This is a genomic window from Halovulum dunhuangense, assembly GCF_013093415.1.
Classification (GTDB): Bacteria; Pseudomonadota; Alphaproteobacteria; order Rhodobacterales; family Rhodobacteraceae; genus Halovulum; species Halovulum dunhuangense.
This window is the reverse complement of record NZ_JABFBC010000006.1, coordinates 16,441-37,700: the sequence shown is the minus strand read 5'-3', so window position 1 is coordinate 37,700 and position 21,260 is coordinate 16,441. Positions and strand designations below refer to the sequence as shown.

The window sequence follows — 21,260 nt, the reverse complement described above, 5'->3', positions numbered from 1 at the left end:
ACAGATTCCTCTAGCCGCAAGAAATGAAGCGCTGAACCTAGCGTAATTGACACGGCGCTCTACGGCAAGCACAGGGACAAAAGATGGCTCTAAGTTTCAAATTAATAGGGACTGATGAAGATAAACGTATCTCCATCCCTCTTGAGTTTTCGCCCGGCAAGAGCGATCCGGCGGTAGATTTATGTAAGCCTGAACCTTTAGAGTACTTTTTTGCGCAAGTAGCGCCAAGTGCTCCTGATAGTGAATTACAGACTCGGTTCCTTGGTCGAAAAATTATCGAACCGTCGATAGATCTTGATAGTTTTCGGTTTGAGTCAGTTATCGACTGGGTCTGGATTTTAATTGAGGTAAAACATACAAGCTCTAAATGGATAAGCGAGAAGCTTTCTACTGCACTTGGTCGCAATCCAAGGGTAATCTCCGATGAGGTTAAGCCATGGGACGACGCTGTCCTGGTAGACTTCGTAGGTAATCGGTTTGGGGTCGTCATTCAGGAGCCGACCCCTTTGACGCTTATTGCAGTCAACAAAATTCTTTCACGGGAGTTTGGCATGGTTAAGCCGGCAAAGATTGCCGGAATTGAACTGGCTCTGGACCTCTATCCGCGGGATGCATCAGATCAACTGCGGTGGGCGATGACGGCGGTTCTCCACCGTCACCACCTTCCACCAAAACCACAAAAGCCTGTGCCCAGGTCTGACTACCGTCATACGTTCAGCAGCAAGAAGGGGATTGGGGCCAAGCCCCAAACAAAGTTTGTTATTGCAAAGCGAGGGGCGGCATCCGACGGACTTGAAATAAGCGATTACGATCTGGCGAAGAAAGACGCGCGCATGCGTGTGCTCGGCGACAATAGCCATTTCGCTCCCTTCATAGACAGCACGGTCTATCGTGGTGAACGAGGCGACCCGGTCATGTTCCGCATACAGAACAAGGTTGAAGATAGTCGCGTCAACGGAGTTGGTATTAGGCTTGCCCCCGAACATCGGCGCGCCCGGATAGAAGTTACGCTTTCCGGGCCAGCTTGCGCCAAGGGCGGGCTAAAGAAGCTCCAGGACCTCTTTGGCTACAATTTCGGTACGCTAGGCAGGGGCTATTTTGATTTCTGGCTTCCGTCCATAGTTGCTACCAGCGCCGACAAGGCCGACATGGCTGGGATAATCGACGCTCATCGCGAACGACGAATGATCGAAATTTTTGTCGAGAGCGGTGTGTATGGTCTCGACCTCTATGAAGAGGCCCTGAAGCGCCAACACAGCAGGAACACATCCGGCGCCAAGAAAGTCCTAGCCGAACAGTCCAATGACGCTGAGCAGTCTGCCGGTACAGCACCAATGCGCTGGCACAGGAGCAGCCGCAACCGCAAGGCTTGGGACGAGATGAGAGCCAAGACATACGAAGCGCTAAGACGTCTCACCAAAACTTGGCGCTCCCCAAGCTAACAAGGGTGCATAACGGCGATTGATTCATCAGGATGAATGGTCACTTTCTGCCAACTGTCGCGCAGGGCTAGCGGAGCCGCATAACCACTTCCTATGCACTGCCGAGGGGATACGCCTACTCGGGTGTCAGATCTCACGCGAAGCATTATCAAAACCAAGCTTCACCTAACTTTGAGGCGAAGCCTTCAGCTTCGCCGGTTTTTCTCACTCATCCCACTCTTGCCGCTGCCTGACTTTCCTAGGGAAGAGGATGTTGCTTGGGAGCCTGCCCCCTGTGCCAATCACTATGACCATTACGTCATTAGTTATTAGAGGGGCGAGCCAGAACCCTGTTTTCCAAGGCACAGGCAGGGCTTGCTCCCGGGAAAACAGGTCATTCAGCGGTGACTTCCCGCTTTCGCTGCAGGTTTTTTCAGTCTTTTTTCTACTCATGCGGAAACCCCGCGTGCGCCTCCTTCATCTCGAACAACTCCCCGAAGAGAACCACCAGCGCACTGCGCATCGCTGGGCTCAGGTCCAGATCCCGACCCTCGCGGGATTCGTCATAGGCATCGATCAGGATCTCCTCGTCCCGGGTCAGTGGCTGACCGAGATAGGTCACGATCACACGCCAGGTCTCCGGCTGGTACTCCTTCAGGGCGATGCGCAGGAAGGGGACCGGATCCACCCCGCAGGCGCGGGCAAGGGCCGGAATGCGTTCGATCGGGACCCGCGTCTCGCCTTTCTTCATCATGGAGATCATGTTGGGCTTGTCGAAGCCGGCACGCTCGGCGACCTCGCGCTGGCTGAGACCGGAGAAGGCGAGCGCGCGCTCGAGGAATTCGGCCGTGCGGCTGGTTTTGGGCATCGGGACGCGTCCTTTCATTCTGCGTTAGCGACGCGTCTTGATAGTCGCGCAGGGCAGATCCTCTTGCGTGGCGGCCCAAGCCAGTGTCGGCGCACGCTGCAAGCTGATGCGGTGATTTCGGGAGGCTGGCTGGGAGCGTCCGTGGCGGCGTCCAGCGTCGGGCGCAGGGTCCATACCTCCCCGCGCTCCGTGCCAGCCTCGACCGCTCTCAGAGAGCCTGGCACGCTCTGGGTGGCGTTCGATGCTTTTTTGTTTCCAGAACTTCGTCAGTAGCGCTGCAGCGCGAGCGCCTACATCGCCGCCCCCTGTGATCGGCGCTCCTGCTGCCGGCACACCCCACACGCATCCCACCGCTCGGACTTATGCGTAGAAAAAACGCCAAATTCGCACGTAGATGAAGCGCAGATAGCACGCACTGGTCGCCCGGGCGGTTTGGCGGCCTGTCCACTTGCCTCGATAACCGCGCCGTGGGGACGTCATACGTGCGGCTCTCAGCATGCAAACGCTCGCCATCACCGTCCTGAATACGCTTCTTTTTTCCGCGCTCGCGCTTGGGAAAACACCCGACGGAGCACTCCGCATGTCGTATAATAGATGCAGTATCGGAAACAGACACGAGGGCCCCATGACCAGGACCGACAAGACCATTCGAGACGCCGCCGCGGCATGGCTGAAGACCTGCGAGCGCAACGGGCTCGAGCGCGCGACGCTGCGGAGCTACCGCGGTCACTTCGACCACCACATCGACAAGAAGATAGGTGATCTGCTGGTCACCGAGCTGACCCGGGCGGATGTTCGAGACTTCATCGACGACCTGCAGGACGACGGCGTCTCCCGGTCCATGACGAAGAAGGTGCTCGCAAGCCTTCGCGCCATCCTCGCAGAGGCCGTCGAGCGGGAGTGGATCCCCCACAATGTCGCCAGCGACGTGAAGATGAAGCGCAACCGCCGGGAGGAGGCAGAGCGCGTGATCCCGACCAAGGATGAGATCCGGACCATGATCGGGGCCGCCCCGGAGCGTCACCGGCCCTTCATCGTCACCGCGATCTTCACCGGCATGCGCATGTCGGAACTGCGAGGCCTCTCGTGGGATCAGGTCGACTTCGACCGCAAGGTGATCGAGGTCGTCCAGCGGGCAGACCGCTTCAACGAACTCGGCAAGCCGAAGAGCCGAACCAGCAAGCGGGTCATCCCGATGGCGCCGAGCGTCGTGAAGGAGCTTCGGGCCTGGCAGCAACAGTGTCCGTCCGGTCCGCAGAACCTGGTCTTTCCCAACGGCGCCGGGCACATCGAGAACCACTCGAACATCTACCAGCGCGTGTTCAAGCCGCTCCTGGTCGAGAACGGGATCGTGGACGAGGACGGAAAGCCGCGCTTCGGCTTCCATGCCCTCCGTCATGCGGCCGCATCATTGTTCATCGAGCAGGGCTGGCCCGCGAAGAAGGTGCAGGCGATCCTGGGGCATTCCTCGATCACGATGACGATGGATGTCTACGGCCACCTGTTCGAAAGTCCGGAGGAGGACGTGGCGCTATTCGAAAAGATGGAGCGCGACCTAATGGCCGCATAGGGCGAACGCGGTGAGAGATAGAAAACAGGGCCTCCTTCGGGGGCCCTTTTCTTATACTTGGAGCACATTTATGCGAGATTTTGGCACGGTTTGGTGGATTATGATTCCGCTGCTCTAACCAACTGAGCTACTCCGCCGAAGCCGAGGCGGTGTTTAGGCATTTGGCGGGGGGGCGTCAAGCGGGAAGGTGGCTCCGGAGCGACGTGTTTTCGCCTAAGGCTGATCGCGGTCCCGGGGGCAATCGGCAATCACTCCGACACGACCCCCAGATCCCGCAGACGCGCGAGCACCGTCATTGCATGCTGCGACTGGCGTTCACTCGGCACGCGCCTTGGCATCGAGGCGCAGACCTGCAGGATTTGCTGATCCATCGGGCTGAGCTTCCTTTCCGCCATACCCCGCGCGAGGATGTCCTGCCAGAATGCGGGGCCGCGACCGACGACCTCGGATTGCGCGGCTATTCCTTCTTTCGCCTGCCTCTCCTTCTTTTCGTCCCGCTGCCTCGTGCGCGCTGTTTCCTTCAGCACGAGGCAGCTTTCGAACTCGGGACCGTAATCGAGCCTGCGCCCCTTCAGACCATTCCAGCAGGCCTGCTGCTTGGCCCATTCCGACATGTTGCGCACACCGGTCGGCGGATTGGTGATCACGTCGTTCGCCTCGGCCGCAGCAAGAAGCAGCGCCTGCTGCAGCGCGTCGGAAACGGCCTGACGGCGCCAGATCGCGTCGAGGTCGAGGACCTGGTTATCGCTATTCGCATCGTGGAAGACCTTTGCCATGGCATAGGTGACGATGTTGGCGCGATAGCCCCCCTCGTACCACGGCTGCTTCGGAACCTCTGCCTCCAGCTTGCGGAAGATGATGGCCTTTGCGATCAGCCGTCGGTACCAGAGCTCGTCATAACCGACGTCGCTCTTCGACCATGCCTCGCCGATTTCCCTGGCGAAGGCAGCGAAGTTCTTCTGGGCAGCCCCAGCACAGCGTCGCTGTCTCGTGGGTGGCCGGTGTATCCGTCAATTCGCATCCGCTGACTGCCGTCGCCGCCCTGATAATGGGCACGAGCGGCCGATGACGACCCCGTCGATCCGTGCCTGGGTCTGATTGCGCAGCTTGCTGTGGATGCCGGCGACGACAACGATAACCTCGCACACAGCTTCGGGCCGATCGCGCCTGAGGTCAGCGTCTTCTTCTCGAAGAGAGCGCCGATGCCCAACGCTTCCTGTCCGGCATCTGATAGGATCTGAGCGCCGCCGCAGATACCAGTCCCAGCCCTATGCCCGCCGCTCGATCACGTCCCTGCCTCTGACCGGCACATGGTTCGAGACGGCGTCGATCAGGTTCTTCTCGGTCATCTCGTCACCCGCGAATTCACCCACCAGTCGCCCCTCGGACATGGCAAGGATCCTGTGGCTGACGCCCAGCACCTCGGGCATCTCGGACGAGATGACGATGACCGCCAGCCCCCGCTCGGCAAGTCCCGCGATAAGCTCGTGGATGGCCGATTTGGATCCCACATCGATCCCGCGCGTCGGCTCGTCGAGAATGATCAGCTTCGGGTTCGCGCACAGCCACTTGGCCAGGACGAATTTCTGCTGATTGCCGCCGGAAAGCGTCGAGACGGGCTGCTCCGGACCGGTCGTCTTTATCTGCAACTGGTTCCGGTAGCTGTCGAACACCTCGCGTTCCTGATGACGCCGAATGATCCGCATTCTCGAGAACATCCCCAGGTGCGGAAGCGTGATGTTCTCGCGGCCGCTCATGCCCAGCACCAGCCCCTGCTCCTTGCGGCTTTCGGGCACAAGGCTCATGCCCAGATCGATCGCCTGCCGCGGGGTCGGAAGCGGGATCGGGCGTCCCTGCCAGAACATCTGCCCAGCGCCGGGCTTTCGCAAGCCGAAGATCGTTTCGACAAGCTCGGACCGACCGGCGCCGACAAGACCGTAGAGCCCAAGCACTTCGCCCCGTCGCACGCCAAGCGAGACACCCTCGAACAGACCCGGGGCGCTCAGCCCCTCGACGCGCAGCACCTCGTCGCCGAACCGGGGCCTGGCACGCACGAAGTAGCTGGACAGGTCGCGCCCGATCATCAGCCGCGTCACCTGGCCTACTTCGGTGCCCGCGGTGTCGAGCGTGCCGCGCACGACCCCGTCGCGCAGGACGGTGATGCGGTCGGTGATGTCGAATATCTCGTCCATCTTGTGCGAGATGTAGACGATGCCGGTTCCCCGCGCCTTCAGGGCGCGGATGGTCGCGAAAAGCTGGGTCTTTTCCGCGTCGGTCAGCGACGCGGTGGGTTCGTCGAAAATCACCACATTGGCGTTGAAGGCCTGGCTGCGCGCGATCTCGACCATCTGCTGGCGCGCGATCGACAGGGTTCCGACCCGGACCTCGGGTCCGAAGTCGCAACCCACCGCCTCCAAGGCCGCCTGCGCGTCGCGTCTGAGCTTGCTCTTCTGCAATACGCCGAATGCGTTGGTGGGCCAGGCGCCCAGGTAGATGTTCTCGGCCACGGTAAGTTCGGGCGACAACGAGAGTTCCTGGTGGATGAGCAGGATGCCGCGCCGCCTTGCTTCCAGCGGCGAGGCGATCTCCACTGGCTCGCCATTGTGCAGGATCCGCCCCGCGTCCGGGCGGTGCAGCCCGGCGAGGGTTTTCATGAGCGTCGACTTCCCCGCGCCATTCTCGCCGACCAGTGCGTGGACCTCGCCCGCGCGAATGTCGAAGCTCACATCGTCGAGCGCCTTCACGCCGGGAAAGGTCTTGGTGATGTTCTTTACGGACAGTACAACGCCGCTCATCGCCTGCTCCTTCCATGTTCCAGCAGCCGGTCGAGAGCGAGCGCAAGGATCAGCACCGTCCCCATGACGATCAACTCGACGTAATTCGGCGTGTTCAGAAGCCGCAGCCCGTTGCGGATCACCGCCAGCGTCAGCACGCCCCCGATGGTCATCCACATCGTGCCGTAGCCGCCCATCAGCCGGGTGCCCCCGAGGACCACGGCGATGATTGTCCACAACTCCCAGATCCGGCCCGCATTGGGTTCCGCCGTGCCGAGCCGCATCGAAAGCAGGATGCCGGCGATACCAGCCATCGCGCCACAGATCGTGAAGTTTATGATCTTGTGTCGCTTGATGTTGATCCCCGAGTCGTGCGCCGCCTCGATATTGTCTCCGACAGCATAGGTCTCGCGCCCATGCCGGGTCGAGGTGAGGACCCATTGGAAAAGCAGCGCGAGCCCGAAGAAGATCATTGCCGTGAGTGAAACCGGCCCGAGATAGAGTTCCGGGATCTCGGTATAGCTGAAATCCTCGACCATCAGGGCATTCTCTCCGGTATAGACGAAGACAAGCCCGCGGATGCCGATCAGGGCGCCAAGCGTGACGACGAAGCTGTGCATCCCCGAGAACGCCACGAAGGCGCCATTCAGGAAACCGAGCGCGGCGCTTGCAAGGAACCCGGCGAAGATCGCGGGCCAGACCCCGATCAGCGGTTGCAGCCCGATCGCAAGCGCCCCGGCAAGAGCGAGCGTCGCGCCCACCGACAGGTCGATCTCGCCATTCAGGATCACCATCGTCATGCCGACCGCGAGTATCCCGATGAAGGCCGCCTGCGTCAGCACGTTGCCCAGGTTGTTGAGCGTCAGGAAATAGGGGCTCGCGAAGGAAAAGACCGTGATGGCGATGGCAAGAAAGATCCAGATATGGTTGCGGATCAGCCAGTCGCCGGCCCTGAAACCAGTCTTCCGCGCGGATTGACCGGCGCTTTCCATGCTCATGCGATGATCCTCCCGCGCTTCGCCGCAAGATCGATCCAGACGGCGGCTATGATGACGGCCCAGGTGACAAGCCACTGGACGTAGTAGGGGAACCCGAGCAGCAGCAGTCCATTCTGGATGAAGCCAAGCATCGTGACGCCAGTGACCGTGCGCCAGATCGAGCCCGAGCCACCCATCAGCGAGGTTCCGCCGAGGATGATCCCCGCAAGGACGGTCAACTCGTAGCCCTGCCCGATCGTGTTCTGTGCGCCCATCACCCGCGAGCCCATGATGATGGCGGCCAGTGCGGTGGCGACGCCCGAGAGCACATAAGCCAGGAACACCGTCCAGCGGGCATCGATGCCGGAAAAGACGGACGCCGTCTCGTTTCCGCCGACGGCATAGACCGTCCGGCCATAGACGGTGCGCCGGAGCACGAAGCTCGCGATCACCGCGAAGCCCAGGAAAAGAAGCGCCGGGACCGGAATGCCCCATACCGTGCCGCGCCCGAAGATCGCGAACCAGGTCGTCTGTGCCCCCTCGACGTTCACGTTCGAGCCGCCCGAGTAGAACAGCGTGAGACCCTGCAACAGTGAAAGCATGGCCAGCGTGACGATAAGGGCGTTGAGCTTCAGGAAACCCACCAGCGCGCCATTCCACGCACCGATCAGAAGCCCGGCCCCGAGGGTCACCAGAACAGCCCCGCCCGGACCGAGGTTGTTGTGCTGATCGACCACGATCACGGTCAGCAGCGTCAGCATCGAGCCGACAGACAGGTCAAGCCGTCCGCTTATCACGACGAAGGTGACGCCAAGCGCGATGATCCCGATGATCGAGACCTGCCGCAGCACGTCAAGGATGTTCCCGACCGTCAGGAACCCGTCGGCGCTGCTGGCCACGATGGCGAGAAACAGACCGAACGCGACCAGAAGGCCGTGCCGGCGGGCGACATTCATCCAGTCCATTGTTGTCTTTCCTCCCGTTTTTCAGGCTATGGAGAGGCGCGGTCGGTTCCCACAAACTTTATATCCATTCTGGACCAAGCAGCCGGTCCCGGACCTGAAACGCCCGAGAGGAACCGCGTTCGCCTCGGCCAGGGCTGTCGGTGAACCGCCGGCGCGACCGATTGAATGGTCAGATTTGGACATCATCGAAGTTGAGCGGACGGGGACGCAAACCGACGATGATCGCAGGATTCGGACGCGGCGTCTGTGTCCCAACTGATCCAAACCCCGCAAAGGGACCGATGGGAGGAAAAAAGATGAATACGTCGAAGGGAAGACTGGCCACAGGCATTGCCACGGCGCTCGCCGTTGTCCTGGTCGCAGGCACCGCCATGGCACAGGATGCGCCGGACTGGCTGGGAGGAGATCTGAAGAAGCCGCTCTCGGAAACGCGGATCGGCATCACCGTGCTCTACCCGGGCTCGAACGCCTATCAGGCGAAATACGCCGAAACCGCGGCAGCCTACAGCAAGGAACTGGGGCTTCAGGCGACGGTGATGGACCCCCAGGGCGACCCTGCCACGCAGTTCAACCAGATCCAGGACATGGCCTCCCAGAACCTCGACGCCATCATCGTCTGGCCGACATCCCAGAACGCGCTGATCCCGGCGATCCGACAGGCCAGCCGCGACGGCATCCCGGTCATCACCTCCAACTCCCCCATCGGCGAGGCGGGGCGTCGCTATATCGAGGCGCATACCGGACCGGACGACTGCGCCCAGGCAGAGCAGTCTGCGGAAATGCTGGGCGATGCGCTGAACGGCGAAGGCAATATCGTCGTGGTCGAGGGGACGCCGGGCTACACCGTGTCGATCCTCAGGAAGAACTGCTTCCTCGACAAGATGGCGGACGACTATCCCGGCATCAACATCCTCGCCAGCCAGACCGCGGAGTGGAACCGCGAGAAGGCGCAGACCGTGATGGAAACCTTCATCACCCAGTTCGGCGACCAGATCGACGGCGTCTATGCATTCGACGATGGCATGGGCCTTGGCGTCATCAGTGCGCTGCAGGGGGCCGGCTACGCGCCGGGTCAGGTCAAGGTCGTGACCTGCAACCAGTTCGGCGAGGGCTGGGACGCGATGAAAGCCGGCTGGCATTCGGGCTCGAACAAGCAGTCGCCGATCGACGATGCGATCCTCGCGATCCAGACCGCCATCAAGGTCGTCAACGGCATCGATGTGCCCGAAGTGCAGGGCATCGAGACGCCCAAGGTGCTTCCCGGCAACGTGGACGAGTTCGAACGCCCCAGCTGGTGAGCAACGACTGACGTGCGGATCGGCCCGGGACTTGTGCCCGGGCCGTTTTCGTTCCCGGGTCCGGTTCAGTAGCGCCCGTTTGCCCGCATGATGGCGTCGATCTCGTTCTGCGCCGCCGAAAGCGCGGCATCGATCGTTACCGCACCCTGAAGCATCATGTAGATGCGGTCGCCCAGGACCTTGAGGATGTCGTTGAACTCGGGAATGGGCGGGCGCGGCCAGATCTGGATCTCTCCCCGGCGCTCCATCTCGTCGATGCGGCCGATGATCGGCGAGGTCGCAAGAACCTCGGGGTCGGCGCTCGTGGAAAACCGGGGAGAGCTCAGATTTCCCTTCTGCACATACCATTTGATCAGTTCCGGCCGGGTCAGGTACTCCATGGCCCGCCAGGCGCGACGCGTTCGATCCGGCGGAAGATTGGCCGGTATCGCCAGCGAAAACCCCCCGATCGGCGAGACGCGCGGGGCGCCCGGGCCGGCGGGATGGGGAACGAACTCCACCTTGCCATGCGCCGCCGCCATCTCGTCGAGTTCGAATGCCCCGGCGCGGATCGACCAGCCGTAGGTCATGGCCGCGTGGCCGCGGGTGAAGATCCCGATCCGTCGGTCCCAGTCGCAGATCAGACTGTCCTTGTGCGAATAGGCCAACAGCTCGAGCAGGAACTCGGCGGTCGCGCGGCCGACCGGGCTGTCGATCATGGGTCGGAACTGCTCGCCGCGTATGCGGCCGACATCGAACTCCGTGCCCATCGACTTCAGGTTGATCACCGGCTGGCCGAAATCGGCCATCGTCTGCACGAAACTGTGGGCAACAGGGATGCCGCGCCCGAAATTCATGACGATCCCGGCCAGGTTCATGCGCGAGCGGTGCAGCGTCCTTGCCGCGAGCAACACATCGTCGGTCGTCGTGGGGATCGACAGCCCCGCCTCTGCAAACAGGTCCGAGCGACAGAAGAGAAGCTCGGTCGTTGGCTGGATGGGCAGGCCGTAATGCTGCCCGTCCCAGGAAGAGCCGCGCCAGGCCGCATTGTGAAAGTCGCTGGCCTTGAACGCCTCTTCCTCGAGGATGTGGTCGATCGGCTGGATGATGCCGGCCGACGCAAGCTGGCCGATCCACGGCAGATCGATGGCGATGATGTCGTAGTCCTTCCCGCCGCGCGCATGGTGGGCGACGATCTCTTCATGGAGTTGCCCAAGCGGCAGGTTCACCACCTCGACGTTCGTTCCGCACAACTCGCTCAGGTTCGGCGCCACTTCCGAGAGCGTGCGGAATGTCGGATCGACCGGGCTCAGGATCCTGATCTTGGTATCAAACCCGACGCCCCGCCGCATGGCGGCCGGCGTCGAAAGGATCCGGGAGGCCATGTAGTAGCCCCCGAAGTAGAAATCCTCGATCGCCTTGTCCGAGGTGTTGAACCCGAAGGTCTGCCCGACCATGGCCTTTAGCTGAAGCGCAAAGGCCTCGAATTCCGAAATCAGCCGCCGCGACGGATGCAGCGAGTACCGCTTGCCCTCCCTGGAGCGCGGCCGCTTCAGCAGCAGCCCCTCCTCGATCAGATCCGTCAGCCGTCGCATCGCGGTGCCATAGGGCACCCCGGCCGCGCTGGCCGCGGACGATGTGGTGATGAGCTTCCCCTCGAGATGGCGCTGCATGGCAAAGGAAATGATGTTCCAGCGCGGGTCGGTGATGGACAGAGTGGTCCGATCCTCGGCAATGGCGCGTGTCCGATCCACGAATTTCAGGATCTGAATAAGCTCGTCGCGTGTCATCGCTGCGTCCGCCTCCCCCGGTCTTGCAGCCTAAGCGCGGTTTCCGTCCCCAAGAAGAAGCAAAAATGTCCAGACTGGATCATTCCAGGCCCCACGGAAGCGATGCGCTCCTGGCTGATGAACGGGAAGCCGGGGCGACCGCGGTCCAATGGCGACCGGGTCGAAGTGCCCCGGGCCTTTTCGGAGTACCCTAAAGCCCCGTCCAGAGACCATTTTTCGCAGACCGCTGCATCGCATCGACTATGCGCTGCACTTCGTAAGCCTCGCGGAAATCGGGATAGCCCTTGCTCCCTTGGGCAAAGGCGGCAAGCAATTCCGCCACTTCGATCACCTTCAGGTCGTTGAAGCCCAGATGGTGCCCCGGCGCGGGACAGAACCGGCCGTAGGGCGGATGCGCGGGGCCGGACTCGATCCGGGTAAATCCGGTGCGGCCGTCGCGCCCCGGCGTCCAGACCAGCAACTCGTTCATCCGCTCCTGGCTGAACGCGATCGCACCTCGCGTGCCGGCGATCTCGAAGGACAGATCCATGGTCCGCCCGGTCGCGGCCCAGTTCGCCTCGAGCGTGCCTGTCGCGCCGTTCCCGAACCGCACAAGCGCATGGGTCACGTCGTCCACCTCGACCGGGGCGCGCTTGTCCGAACCGGGGCTGACCGGACGCGACGAATGGATCGTTCGCGACTCCGCGCTGACACCATCGATCGGCCCCAGCAGATGACGCGCCATCGAGATGACATGACTGCCAATATCGGCAAGCGCGCCGCCCCCCGCCGGATCGGTCCGGAACGAGTGGGGCACGTTGGGGTCCGCCATGTAGTTCTCGGCATGGCGTCCACGGAAGCTTGCTACTTCGCCGATCTCGCCTGCGTCGATGATCTCGCGCGCCAACCGGATCATCGGGTTGCGCAGAAAGTTGAAGCCGACAACGGTCAGGGCGCCTGCGGCCTCCGCCGCCTCGGTCATCCGCAGCGCTGAGGCCGCCGTCGTCGAGAGCGGCTTCTCGCAATAGACCGCCTTGCCGTGAGCGAGCGCCTCCAACACGATCGGTTCGTGCAGCGCGTTGGGGGCCGTAACCGCGACGATGTCCACGGCCGGATCGGCGACCAGCAATCGCCAGTCCCCGGTGCCACGGTTGAATCCCAATTCCGCGGCCGCGCGCCGCGCGGACTGTTCGGTCGCGTCGGCCAGGATCTCCAGCGCGGGCGCCACCGGCAGGTCGAACAGCCCACCCACCGAACGGAACGCGTTCGCGTGACAGCGGCCCATGAACCCGGCGCCGACCAGTCCGATACCAACAGTCTTTTTCCCCGACATTGCTCGCGATCCTGTTCCTGTCGCTGGACCCGAATGGCCAGTCTTGCCGTTCCGTCGTTCTTCCGCCCGCCGACTATCCGCACCGGCACGGCCGATCGATGATCCGGAACGCTAGCGCAACCGGGCGCGCCGCCTCAGGGATGTTTTGTCCAAACCTGACATTTACGGCGTTCAGCCGCGCACGCCGCTCTGACATCGTCCGCCGAAGGACCGACACACGCATCAACGCACCGGGAAGTGTCGCGGCTGCCGGGGGAATGGATGAACAGGACGTACGACTACATCGTGATCGGCGCGGGATCCGCGGGATGCGCCGTTGCAGGCAGGCTGGGTGAGGCCGGACATTCGGTGCTGCTGCTCGAGGCGGGCGGCCGCGACAGCAACCCCTGGATTCACATCCCGCTCGGCTACGCGAAACTCTACGCGAACCCCTCGGTCAACTGGTGCTACACCTCCGAGCCCGAACCCTTCATGAACGGTCGTCGCCTGTTCCAGCCGCGCGGCAAGGTGCTGGGGGGAACCGGGTCCATCAACGGCATGATCTACATGCGCGGCCAGCCCGAGGATTTCGACGGCTGGGCAGCGGGCGGCTGCACGGGCTGGTCCTGGGACGAGGTGCTGCCCTTCTTCCGGAAATGCGAGGATCAGGAGCGCGGCGCCGACGCGTTCCACGGCACCGGCGGCCCGGTCTCCGTCTCGGACCTGCCCTCGAAGCATGACCTGGGCGAGGCGTTTCACGCCGCGTCAGAGCGGCTTGGCGCCCCCCGCAACGCCGACTTCAACGGCCCGGCACAACTCGGGACGGGCTATGTCCAGACGACCACGCGAAAGGCCCGCCGATGGAGCACCGCGCGCGGCTATCTCCGCGGGCCGGCGATGCGGAACATCGATCTCACCCTGCACGCGATGGTCGAGCGCATCCTCGTGAGCGAGGGCCGGGCCACAGGCGTTGCCTGGACCGACCGCGCGGGCCGGCACGAGGCGACAGCCCGGGCAGAAGTGATCCTGTGCGGCGGTGCGTTCAATTCACCCCAGCTTCTTCAGCTGTCCGGCATTGGGCCAGGCAGCTTGCTGCGGGAGCACGGGATCGAGGTGGTACACGAACTGTCGGGCGTTGGAGAAAACCTGCAGGACCATTTCGGCATCGGCACGGAATATCGAAGCCGGGTGAAATCGACGGTCAACGACATCTACAACAACCCGCTCAAGGGCGGCCGGGAACTGCTGCGCTACCTGCTTTTCCGCACCGGTCCCTTCGCCGACAACGGCAACTACTCGAACACCTTCATCCACACCTCGCCCGAGATCCCGACACCCGACATGATGGTCACCTTCATGGCCTGGTGCACCGGCGAGGACTTGAAGCCGCGTCCCTTTTCCGGCTTCACCATCCTTGCCGAACACATCCGCCCCGACGCGCGGGGCCATGTCCGCATCACCGGGCCCCGACCCACGGATCAGCCCGCGATCCGGTTCAACTTTCTCGAAAGCGAGGCCGACATGCAGGCGGCACTCGCCGGGCTGAAATACGGCCGGCGGATAGCCCGGACAGAGCCCATGGCGTCCTGCGTCGAGCGGGAGATCACGCCCGGGCCGGAGGTGGAGGATGACGAGGATCTTCGTGCCTATTGCCGGGCCAATGGCCTGTCGCTGCTGCACGCGGTGGGCACCTGCCGGATGGGCACGGGCCATGACGCGGTCGTCGACCCGCGCCTGCGCGTGCGGGGGATTGACGGCCTTCGGGTCGTCGATGCTTCCATCATGCCGCGCATCGTCTCGGGAAATACCAATGCCGCATCGATCATGATCGGCGAAAAGGGGGCGGCGATGATCCTGGAGGACGCAAGGACATGAAAGGCATATCCGTATTCGGCTCAGGCCGCATGGGCGAGATCTTTGCAGGCAACGTGGCCGCACATCCCGGGGCACGACTCGTGAGCGTGATGAACCCGAACATCGCCTCGGCGCGAAAGCTGACGGATCGCTTCGGCGGCAGGCCCGTCGGCACCCCGGAAGAGGCTCTCGCCGACCCCGAGGTGGAGGCGGTCATCATCAGCACCCCCACCACCACGCATCTCGAATACATCGAGGCGGCGGCGGCAGCGGGCAAGCCGATCCTGTGCGAGAAGCCGCTCGACCTGAACCTTGAGCGGACCGACCGATGCCTTGAGGTACTGGAAAAGCACCCGGTACCTTTCATGCTGGGCTTCAACCGCCGCTTCGATCCGCAGATCAGCGCGCTCCAGCGTGCCGTGCGTTCGGGCGAGATCGGGACACTTACCTTCCTGATGTCGACCAGTCGCGAGCCGGCGCCGCCCCCAATATCCTATGTCAGGACTTCGGGCGGCTACTTCGCCGACGCCACGATCCATGACATCGACCTGATCTGCTGGATCGCCGGAGAGCGCCCGGTCGAGGTATTCGCCACCGGAAGCTGCATGGTGGATCCCGAGATCGGCGCGCTGGGGGACATCGACACCGCGATGACGGTGATGAAGATGCCCAGCGGCGCGCTCGCGCATGTCAACAACTGCCGCCGCAACGTGTATGGCTTCGATCAGCGGCTGGAAGCCTTTGGCTCCGAGGGGATGATCCAGACGGCGAACCAGCGTGACGACGACCTGATCCGCTGGACCAGCCAGCAGACCGACGCGAAAGCCCCGCTAAAGCACTTCTTTCTCGAACGCTACGAGGCGTCTTTCCGGCAGGAATTGCAGGAATTCCTCGATGCGCTGACTGAGGGTCGGCCACCTTCCGCGACCGCAGAGCACGGCCGAACCGCGCTCGCCATCGCGCTGGCCTGCGAGGAGTCGCGCAGACAGGGTCGGGCCATCAAACCCCATTACTGACAACGGTAGCTCATTGGGCTCGTGGCCGGCACGTCGGTGCCGGTCAAGATGCTCGCGCCGGAGCTTTCCCCCTCAACGTCTTGGGCGTACTGCTGGCGGCGATGGAATGGATCTATGACCACCTGCAATCGCCAAAGAAATTCAGGCCGGTGAAGCATTGGGGCGGTGACTGGCGGCGACGGCATGCTGCCGGCAGGGTAGCCAAGCGGAAAGCTGCGCTCCCATGCGGAGATGGGCAGGCCAGACATGGCGAACGGCAGCAGGCAGCCTGAGCGGCAAGCGGGGTCCTTCGGCGGCGCTGATGCAATCCGTTCGCGCGTTGCCGTGCCCGTGATAGGGTCGAGGTGCATGCGACCCGCAAGGGGCGCTCACGCCAGGAACCACCGAGAAGAATGGACAAGCTTTCCGTCATGCACGCCTTCCGCCGCATCGTCGACCGCGGCAGCTTCGCGCGCGCGGCGGAGGATCTGGGCGTATCGCCTGCGCTTCTGAGCCGAGAGGTCAAGCTTCTGGAGGAGAGCCTCGGCACCACGCTGCTGAGCCGCACGACGCGCTCCATGTCGCTGACCGATGCCGGGCGGCTCTACTACGACGAGGCTTCCGGCATCCTCGACGCGGTGGCGCAGGTCGAGACGCGGATCCGCGACGGCGCCGGGGCCGTGCGGGGGCACCTGAAGGTCAACGCCTCCAGTTCCTTCGGGCAGACGGTCATCGCGCCGATCCTGCCCGGGTTTCTCGATGCCTATCCCGATCTGCGTCTGACACTGTCCATGGACGATCGCGTCGTGGACATGGTCGAAGGCGGGTTCGACGTGTCGATCCGCATCCGGCCGGCCATGCCGGACTCGGCGCTGGTGGCGCGCAGGATCGGGACGATGCGGCAACGGATCTTCGCGGCACCCGCCTATCTGGAGAAGGCCGGTATTCCGCAGGCGCCGCGGGATATCGCCCGGCATCGGGTCATCGGCTTCCTGCTCGCGGACCATCTCGCTTCGTGGACCCTGAATGGTCCTTCCGGTTCCACTGTCGTCGACCTCGACCCACCCATCCGCGTTGGCAACAGCCTCGTCCTGCGCGATCTCCTGATCGCGGGCCAGGGCATCGGCACCTTGCCGGACTTCGTCTCGAACGAGGCAGAGGCGCGGGGCGCGCTTGTCCGGGTTCTGCCCGACTGGGAACTTCCCTCGCCCGAGATCTTTGCCGTGACGGGCTCGCGGCTGGGCATGGACGCAAAGGTCACGGCGTTTCTCGACCACCTGCGTGCCGCGCTGCAGCCCTGACATTCTTCAGCCGGCGTAAAGAATGAAGTGACAGCGGGCCGGTTATTCCAGCCCGTCCGATCCCCGATCTTCTCAGGCAAGGAAACCCAGCCCCGAGAGGATCCCATGACCCGCGTTCTCGTTCTCTACTATTCCAGCTACGGCCACGTTCGCGCGCTTGCGCAGGCCGAGGCCGAAGGCGCCCGCAGCGTCCCCGGCACCCATGTCGACCTGCGCCGCGTGCCCGAGACCGTCCCCGAAGCGATCCGGCAGAAGGCCGGCTTCGCCGCAGACGACACGCCCGTGGCCGCGCCGGCCGATCTGGAGACCTACGACGCCATCATCTTCGGCACGCCGACACTCTTCGGCATGATGGCCGGGCAGATGAAATCCTTCCTCGACCAGGCGGGCGGCCTCTGGGCCCGGAATGCACTTGTCGGCAAGGTCGCAGCCGTCTTCGCCTCGACCGGCTCGCAGCATGGCGGGCACGAGGCGACGCTGTTGTCGACCCAGATCCCGCTCCAGCATTTCGGAATGCTGATCGCGGGCATGCCCTATACCTTCGCGGGCCAGACAACGGCCGAGGGCATCGTCGGCGGTGCGCCCTATGGCGCGGGCACCATCGCCGGGGCCGATGGCTCACGCGCGCCCACCGCGACGGACCTTGCCGGCGCGCGTTTCCAGGGGGCGCATGTGGCGCGGATCGCCGCGCGGCTGGCTGGGGCCGCGCTGACCGAGGAGGCCGCGTGATGGCGTCCCTCACCGTCGACTTCTTCCACGACGTGGTCTGTTGCTGGTGTTTCAACATCTCGTCGCGGATGCGGGCGCTTGCCGCCGAATTCGATCTCGACATCCGGCACCGCACCTTCGTCCTGCAGGCCAGCCGCGCCGAGATGGCCGCGCGCTGGGGCACGCCCGGGGACGCCCGCGCGACCATCCTCGGGCACTGGGCGGTCTGCCGCGATGCCAGCGACCGGCCGGAACTCGTTGATATCGACGCCATGCGGGCCGCCGCGTTCGACTATCCCCACGGGCTGACCGCCGCGCTGGGATGCAAGGCTGCGGAACGGCTTGGCGGACACGCCGCCCACTGGGCCATGTTCGATCGCCTGCAGCGCGCGCATCTGACCGAGGCGCGGAACATCGCGGATCCCGAGGTCGTGCTGCACGCCGCGCGGGACCTGGGCTTCGAGGCGGCGGCCTTCGCGGAGGCCTTCGACGACCCCGCCACCCTGCGTGCCGTCGAGACCGACCGACACCACGCCCGCGCGATCCGGGTCCGGTCCATCCCGACCCTCATCGTCCGCGAGACCGGCGCCCGCCTCGTCAACGGACCGCGCGAGGATCTGGCCGCGCAGCTGCGCGCCAGCCTCCGCCTCGTCGCCTGAAAGGAAACTCCATGACGCTCCCGTTCCTGCGCACAGCTGCCCGGCACCGTCCTGATCGCCGAGGACGACTGGTTGAACGCGCTCTTCGCCGACGAGCTGGTATCCTTGCCCGACTATGTCCGGTGTTCCTCCAAACTGCGGCGGATCATGGCGGCCCATGTCGCCGCCGTGTTGAACGCGGGAGCGTCGGTTGTCCTCGATTTTCCGGCGAACACCGTCGATCAGCGTGGTTGGATGCGTGGCATCCTCGAGAAGACGACCGCCGCGCACCAGCTTCACCTGCTGGACGTGCCGGACAAGGTTTGCCTGACACGGCTGCGCATGCGCAACAGCCAGGGCGACCACCCGTTCGCGGTGACCGAGGCCCGGTTTCGCCAGTTTGCCAATCACTACGCCCCGCCAACGCCCGACGGGGGCTTCAACGTCGCAAGGCATGACGAGGGCGGTTGACGCCGCCGGACCAAGCCGACGCCGGGCCCGCGATGCGCCCCCTCCTTTCTTCGGTCTTCCAGGAAGAGACACGCCATGTCACGCACCACCGACATCCTTCTCACGGCGCTCGCCCCGGCGGTCTGGGGCAGCACATATCTGGTCACGACCGAGGCGCTGCCCGCAGGCTACCCCATCACGATGGCGGCGTTGCGCGCCTTGCCGGCCGGGCTGCTCCTGCTCGCGCTGACGCGGTGCCTGCCGCCGCGTGTCTGGCTCGGGCGCACCTTGCTGCTCGGCAGTCTCAACTTCGCGCTGTTCTGGACGCTCCTGTTCGTGGCCGCCTACAGGCTTCCCGGCGGGGTGGCGGCCACGCTGGGATCGCTGCAGGCGATGATGGTCATCCTCATGGCGCACGGCTGGCTCGGCACGCCGATCCGGGCGGGCGCGGTCGCCGCGGCAGGCACCGGCGTTCTGGGCGTGGCGCTGCTGTTGATCTCGCCCGACGCCGCCCTCGATCCCATCGGCATCGCCGCGGGGCTTGGTGGCGCGGCGTCCATGGCGGCGGGAACGGTCCTCAGCCGGAAATGGCAGCCGCCCGTCTCGGCCCTCAGCTTCACCGCGTGGCAGCTGACGGCCGGCGGGCTGATCCTGCTGCCGCTCGCGCTGATCATGGAACCCGCTCTGCCCCCCCTGACGGCCACGAACCTTGTCGGGCTCACCTGGCTCGGCCTCGTCGGCGCCGCGGCCAGCTATGTCATCTGGTTCCGCGGCGTCGCCCGGATAGAGCCCGGCGCGGTCGCGATGCTGGGTATGATGAGCCCGGTGACGGCCGTGCTGCTGGGCTGGGTGGTTCTGGGTCAGTCGCTGTCCCCATTGCAGGGGCTCGGCGCGCTGATCGTCCTCGGCTCGGTCTGGGCAGGACAGCGGGCAAGCCGCCAAGATGCGGTAGTCACCACCGCACGCTCGGTCCCGAGGCCGGCAAGTTCCGCCTGACCGCCCTTCCAGAAAGGAATTTCCGAATGGCTCCGCTGACATTGACCCAAAAACTTGCGCGCAAGGCGCGCCTTGCCGGGTTGCTCTACCTCGTCATCATCGTCACGGGTCTCGGCGCCGAGCTCGGCCTCCGCGGGCCGCTGATCGATCTCGGTGATGCCGACGCCACCGCCGCCGCGATCCTCGCGGCACCGGGCCAGTTCCGCCTGGCCATCGCCGCCGATCTCGTGATGGCGCTTTGCGATGCGGGCCTTGCGATCCTGCTCTACCTGATCTTCCGGGCCATGGCGCCGGGACTTGCGCTGTCGGCGATGGTGTTCCGCCTGATCCAGACCGTGCTGATCGCGGCAAGCCTCATGGCCTTGCTGACCGCCTGGCTGGTGCTGACCCGCGCCGGCAGCATTGCCGACGCCGCGGCGCTGGCGCTGGTGTTTCTGGATCTGCACGCGCACGGCTACGACCTCGGGCTGGTCTTCTTCGGCGTGAACAGCCTGATAATGGGCCTGCTGGTCTGGAACTCGGGCGTTTTCGCGAGGGTGTTCGGTGCCGGGATCGCGGTTGCCGGGCTGGTCTATCTCATCGGCAGCGGCCTGCGGTTCCTTGCGCCTGACCTGTCGTCGTCGTTCACACCGGCCTACGGGCTGACCATCCTTGCCGAGACGGCGTTCTGCCTGCGTCTACTTGTGCAGCGAAGCCCGGGGTGAGGATGCCCGCATGGCGATCTTGTACAGGCACCGGCCACGAGGCGTACATCGATGTCTGCAAGAGGGTTGACCGTCCGCGCACTTGGCGAAATCGCCATCCTCGGCCACGCCTCGATCATCAGGGCTATGGATGCCTACGGCCACCTGTTCGAAAGCCCGGAGGAAGACGTGGCGCTGGTCGAGAAGACGGAGCGCGACCTGATGGCCGCGTAGGAAGCTTGCCGGAACGCCAGCTGGCCCAGGGCTCCCTCGGGGCCCTTCACTTGCACCAGGCAGGCGCATTCAGGGATTTTTGTCCGGCCTTGGTGGATTGTGATTCCGCTGCCCTGACCGACTGAGCCACTCCGCCGAAGCGATGGTTGGGCATTTGGGGGGGGCTTCAAGCGGGAAGGTGGGGAAATGGTGTGATGGGGGCGCGAGGCCGAATTCGGCCCTTGGCCGACGGTCAGCACGACCACAACGAGCCGGTCTAGCCACCCCGAACCGGGCACGGAGGCCTGGGCCGGCCAGCCTGCTCCTCGGCAACGGGCATGAGGATCGACACCCTGTCTTCACGGGTCTTTCGGGGATTCTTCATGACATCGGCGGGGTGACGAGGCACTGTCGGGAAATGCTCAGGACCGCGCTTTGCCTTGTTGCAGTCGCCGCCACGGCCCAGCTTGCAGTCCCCGCAAGGGCCGA

General features: G+C 64.1%; 19 protein-coding genes. 12 read left to right on the top strand and 7 right to left on the bottom strand.

The annotated features are described in order from the left end of the window. Positions 1-83: 83 nt before the first annotated feature. The gene (locus HMH01_RS17015; RefSeq protein ID WP_171326998.1) at positions 84-1,442 is read left to right on the top strand and encodes a hypothetical protein; all 1,359 of its coding nucleotides are present in this window, start codon (positions 84-86) and stop codon (positions 1,440-1,442) included. 424 nt (positions 1,443-1,866) lie between these two features. Here the strand turns inward: HMH01_RS17015 and HMH01_RS17010 are convergent, their stop codons facing one another. Next, complete coding sequence (locus tag HMH01_RS17010; protein ID WP_171326997.1) at positions 1,867-2,289, bottom strand: helix-turn-helix domain-containing protein; 423 nt, start codon at positions 2,287-2,289, stop codon at positions 1,867-1,869. 625 nt (positions 2,290-2,914) lie between these two features. On the opposite strand from HMH01_RS17010, the gene HMH01_RS17005 reads away from it, so the two are divergent. Beyond that, positions 2,915-3,859 (top strand): tyrosine-type recombinase/integrase, encoded by a 945-nt coding sequence (locus HMH01_RS17005; protein ID WP_171326996.1) that lies wholly within the window; start codon positions 2,915-2,917, stop codon positions 3,857-3,859. 248 nt (positions 3,860-4,107) lie between these two features. Here HMH01_RS17005 and HMH01_RS17000 read toward each other — a convergent pair whose 3' ends face one another. The 4 genes from HMH01_RS17000 to HMH01_RS16985 form a co-directional block, all read right to left on the bottom strand. Next, positions 4,108-4,866 (bottom strand): AIPR family protein, encoded by a 759-nt coding sequence (locus HMH01_RS17000; RefSeq protein WP_171327013.1) that lies wholly within the window; start codon positions 4,864-4,866, stop codon positions 4,108-4,110. Positions 4,867-5,127: 261 nt separating this feature from the next. Continuing rightward, complete coding sequence (locus HMH01_RS16995; protein WP_171326995.1) at positions 5,128-6,654, bottom strand: sugar ABC transporter ATP-binding protein; 1,527 nt, start codon at positions 6,652-6,654, stop codon at positions 5,128-5,130. Then, on the bottom strand, positions 6,651-7,631 hold the full coding sequence (locus HMH01_RS16990; RefSeq protein WP_246237465.1) for an ABC transporter permease: 981 nt from the start codon (positions 7,629-7,631) through the stop codon (positions 6,651-6,653). Before HMH01_RS16990 ends, HMH01_RS16995 begins: the two co-directional genes overlap by 4 nt. Continuing rightward, positions 7,628-8,575 carry an ABC transporter permease gene (locus HMH01_RS16985; RefSeq protein ID WP_171326994.1) on the bottom strand — a complete coding sequence of 316 codons (948 nt, stop codon included), beginning with the start codon at positions 8,573-8,575 and terminating at the stop codon, positions 7,628-7,630. The genes HMH01_RS16990 and HMH01_RS16985 overlap by 4 nt, the downstream gene beginning before the upstream one ends. Before the next feature lie 296 nt (positions 8,576-8,871). Between HMH01_RS16985 and HMH01_RS16980 the strand changes: the two genes are divergently transcribed. Next, entirely contained in the window at positions 8,872-9,873 is a 1,002-nt protein-coding gene (locus HMH01_RS16980; protein WP_171326993.1) for a sugar ABC transporter substrate-binding protein, read from the top strand. A gap of 65 nt (positions 9,874-9,938) precedes the next feature. Here the strand turns inward: HMH01_RS16980 and HMH01_RS16975 are convergent, their stop codons facing one another. After that, positions 9,939-11,642: an extracellular solute-binding protein gene (locus HMH01_RS16975; protein ID WP_171326992.1), complete on the bottom strand. Its 1,704-nt coding sequence runs from the start codon at positions 11,640-11,642 to the stop codon at positions 9,939-9,941. A 190-nt stretch (positions 11,643-11,832) separates the two neighbouring features. Then, a complete protein-coding gene (locus HMH01_RS16970; RefSeq protein ID WP_171326991.1) occupies positions 11,833-12,954 on the bottom strand; it encodes a Gfo/Idh/MocA family protein in 1,122 nt (373 codons plus the stop codon). Between the two features lie 261 nt (positions 12,955-13,215). Here HMH01_RS16970 and HMH01_RS16965 point away from each other — a divergent pair, with 261 nt between their 5' ends. The 9 genes from HMH01_RS16965 to HMH01_RS16925 all read left to right on the top strand — a co-directional run bounded on the left by HMH01_RS16965 (position 13,216) and on the right by HMH01_RS16925 (position 20,792). After that, positions 13,216-14,808 (top strand): GMC family oxidoreductase, encoded by a 1,593-nt coding sequence (locus tag HMH01_RS16965; protein ID WP_171326990.1) that lies wholly within the window; start codon positions 13,216-13,218, stop codon positions 14,806-14,808. Beyond that, a complete protein-coding gene (gene iolG, locus HMH01_RS16960; protein ID WP_171326989.1) occupies positions 14,805-15,803 on the top strand; it encodes an inositol 2-dehydrogenase in 999 nt (332 codons plus the stop codon). Before HMH01_RS16965 ends, iolG begins: the two co-directional genes overlap by 4 nt. 392 nt (positions 15,804-16,195) lie before the next feature. Next, positions 16,196-17,083 carry a LysR family transcriptional regulator gene (locus HMH01_RS16955; protein WP_171326988.1) on the top strand — a complete coding sequence of 296 codons (888 nt, stop codon included), beginning with the start codon at positions 16,196-16,198 and terminating at the stop codon, positions 17,081-17,083. Between the two features lie 105 nt (positions 17,084-17,188). Beyond that, positions 17,189-17,812, top strand: a complete 624-nt coding sequence (gene wrbA / locus HMH01_RS16950; RefSeq protein ID WP_171326987.1) for an NAD(P)H:quinone oxidoreductase — start codon at positions 17,189-17,191, stop codon at positions 17,810-17,812. Beyond that, positions 17,812-18,450, top strand: coding sequence for a DsbA family oxidoreductase (locus HMH01_RS16945; RefSeq protein ID WP_171326986.1), 639 nt, complete (start codon positions 17,812-17,814; stop codon positions 18,448-18,450). The genes wrbA and HMH01_RS16945 overlap by 1 nt, the downstream gene beginning before the upstream one ends. Before the next feature lie 36 nt (positions 18,451-18,486). Continuing rightward, positions 18,487-18,900, top strand: a complete 414-nt coding sequence (locus tag HMH01_RS16940; RefSeq protein WP_171327011.1) for a P-loop nucleotide/nucleoside kinase family protein — start codon at positions 18,487-18,489, stop codon at positions 18,898-18,900. A 75-nt stretch (positions 18,901-18,975) separates the two neighbouring features. Then, the gene (locus HMH01_RS16935; protein ID WP_171326985.1) at positions 18,976-19,875 is read left to right on the top strand and encodes an EamA family transporter; all 900 of its coding nucleotides are present in this window, start codon (positions 18,976-18,978) and stop codon (positions 19,873-19,875) included. 41 nt (positions 19,876-19,916) lie between these two features. Continuing rightward, a complete protein-coding gene (locus HMH01_RS16930; RefSeq protein ID WP_246237464.1) occupies positions 19,917-20,579 on the top strand; it encodes a DUF4386 domain-containing protein in 663 nt (220 codons plus the stop codon). Positions 20,580-20,630: 51 nt separating this feature from the next. Continuing rightward, positions 20,631-20,792 (top strand): hypothetical protein, encoded by a 162-nt coding sequence (locus tag HMH01_RS16925; protein ID WP_216366913.1) that lies wholly within the window; start codon positions 20,631-20,633, stop codon positions 20,790-20,792. The last annotated feature ends 468 nt before the right edge of the window (positions 20,793-21,260 follow it).